The 2,193-nt window shown below is 59.8% G+C and carries 2 protein-coding genes; one reads left to right on the forward strand and one right to left on the reverse strand.

Going from position 1 to position 2,193, the window contains the following annotated elements:
* Window positions 1-231 precede the first annotated feature (231 nt).
* Window positions 232-1,515 carry an NAD(P)/FAD-dependent oxidoreductase gene (locus Poly41_RS33680; protein ID WP_146531764.1) on the reverse strand — a complete coding sequence of 428 codons (1,284 nt, stop codon included), beginning with the start codon at window positions 1,513-1,515 and terminating at the stop codon, window positions 232-234.
* Between the two features lie 129 nt (window positions 1,516-1,644).
* Between Poly41_RS33680 and Poly41_RS33685 the strand changes: the two genes are divergently transcribed.
* Entirely contained in the window at window positions 1,645-1,962 is a 318-nt protein-coding gene (locus tag Poly41_RS33685; RefSeq protein WP_146531765.1) for a hypothetical protein, read from the forward strand.
* The last annotated feature ends 231 nt before the right edge of the window (window positions 1,963-2,193 follow it).

Here is a 2,193-nt window from a genome sequence, read left to right on the forward strand (position 1 = left end):
CCCCTCATCCCCAGCCCTTCTCCCCCGATTTTCGGGGGAGAAGGGAGCCCGAGTTGATCGTTGCGGGGTGAACGTGAAAAACGGGGTCATTTGCCTGGTCGAATGCATTCCCCTCCGGTCAGGGGCGGGCAGAGGAAGAGGAAAATGCTGTCGCCTGAAGGCTACGACTCCAGCGCACGTTGGAGTTCAGGCTTTAGCCGCCTTTTTGCTCATGCTGCTGTCGCCTGAAGGCTACGACTCCAGCGCGTACCTCCTAACCAACTCCTCCGCTACCCGGATGCCGCTGCTCATTGCCCCCTGGATGCTGGGGGTTTCCCGATAGTCCCCACACAGGTACGTATGATCATGCTTCGACCCTGGCAGTGGGCCAATCGATTGAACCAACGGGTCGAGTGACATTTTTGGCAATCCAAACGGGACGTGGTAGATTTGCAGCCGCCGCCATCGATGGACGGATTCACCAAACCAGCCGACCAGCTGCTGACGCAGTGATCGGTCCAGCTCGTCAGCGGGGACGTTTTGACTTAGCGGCGTGCTGACCGCGACCAAGTGGCTGCCGGACGGCGCATAGGTGGGTGCGACACGCGACATGACCGATACCGTTTGTACCGGCCCTTCTTCGTCACCTCGCAAGATCAACCGTTTTCGGTCATCGGGGGCTTGGGATGCCGCGTAATAGACGGTTGTGGTACCGAACCACTCGGTCGCTAAGCTCGGCACGGCGGACAACCGTGCCGCGGCACCACTCTCGGTCGCGATCACGATCGCTTTCGCGTTGACTTTTTTTCCGTTGGTCAGCAGCACGCCATCGGATTCGATCGCCGCCGCCGTCTGATTCCGCTGGATCGTTCCCGGCGGCAACCGGTCGGCCAGTTGTAACGGAATCGCTTCCATCCCCTTGGCGGGAACGGCCACGTCCCCTTGGCTGAACATCCGAAACACAAACTCCAACATCCGGCTGGGGACGCTGAGCGACGCATCGAGAAAGACGCCGCCGAGGAAGGGGCGAAAAAACTGGTCAATCATTCGGTCGGAAAAACCGTCGCCACGAAGCCGCTCGATCGTCGAGGTTTGATCGCGACCGTAAAGGTCTTCGAGCGATCCGCGGCAGGCGGCGTGGCGCAGTTTTGCGATCCGCAATTTGTCGCCCATCGAGCCGACCGGACTCAGCACGGTCGCGGGGATTTCCAGCGGTCGTCGCCACGGGTCGCTGACCAGGGCGAACTTTCCGTTGTGACGGACGAGTGCACCGGGATCGAACGCTTGCAGATCGAGCTTGTCATAATCGAGCAGGTCGCGGCAAGCGGGATAGGCGGTCAACAGAACCTGAAACCCGTGATCGAGTGTAAATCCGTCGACGCGGTCGGTCCGGACGCGACCCCCGACACGATCGGTCGCCTCGATCAAGGTCACCGACCGACCGGCCTCCGTCAGCCGCACGGCGCAGCAGAGCCCAGCGAGTCCGGCGCCGAGGATGACGACATCGGGGTTTTCGACAATGGAAGGATTCGACATTGGTTTTGGGGCAAGAGTTGGAATATTTTCTGGATTGGGGGCTGGGTGTGACCAACCTTGTCACACCGGCTGCGATCAAGGAAGTAGCCGAGGGGCGGCAAACCACACGAAACAAATAGGATGTTCAAGATGTCTCAGTATTACGTTCAATCGGGCAATTTGCGAACCGTCGTTCAAGCGCAATCGAGTGTGAAAGCGGCAATTTGGGCGGTTCACCAGGCGATGCAACAGGTGCTGCCGGTGGACGAGGCCCCCACCGCATCGGTCGCCAACGTCGAAGACCCAAGACCGGTCACCGTGATCATGTTGGCCAAACGGATCCGAATCAGTGAGCGAGGTTTCGATCGTCGCGACGCGACCGAGTTGTCGACCTTGGAGGTGATGAGCCAGTGGAACGAGATGGTCGCCACGCTCGATCGGCTCGAGCGGATGATGCATGCGGCGTAGCGGCGATCCGGTTCGCCCGAGTTTCTGGCTGCCCTCTCCCCGCGCGCTCGGAGGTCGTGCAGTTTTTAAGTTGTTGATTGAAAAAGACTTACAAGATTTACCTCGTAAACATTCGCGGAAGGTGTGGAGGCTGTGCGCAGCGTCAACGGCCAGCGGTTCACTTTTGGTCGAGATGGGGGCGGTGAGACTCGATCGAGCCAACTTGGCGCCGAGTTGACGGGATGATTTACG

This window comes from Novipirellula artificiosorum, assembly GCF_007860135.1.
Taxonomy (GTDB): domain Bacteria; phylum Planctomycetota; class Planctomycetia; order Pirellulales; family Pirellulaceae; genus Novipirellula_A; species Novipirellula_A artificiosorum.

What these genes read in the sequence shown, in the direction of transcription:
- Poly41_RS33680 (WP_146531764.1), bottom strand. Translation starts at nt 1,515, where the DNA reads ATGTCGAATCCTTCCATTGTCGAAAACCCCGATGTCGTCATCCTCGGC.
- Poly41_RS33685 (WP_146531765.1), top strand. Translation starts at nt 1,645, where the DNA reads ATGTCTCAGTATTACGTTCAATCGGGCAATTTGCGAACCGTCGTTCAA.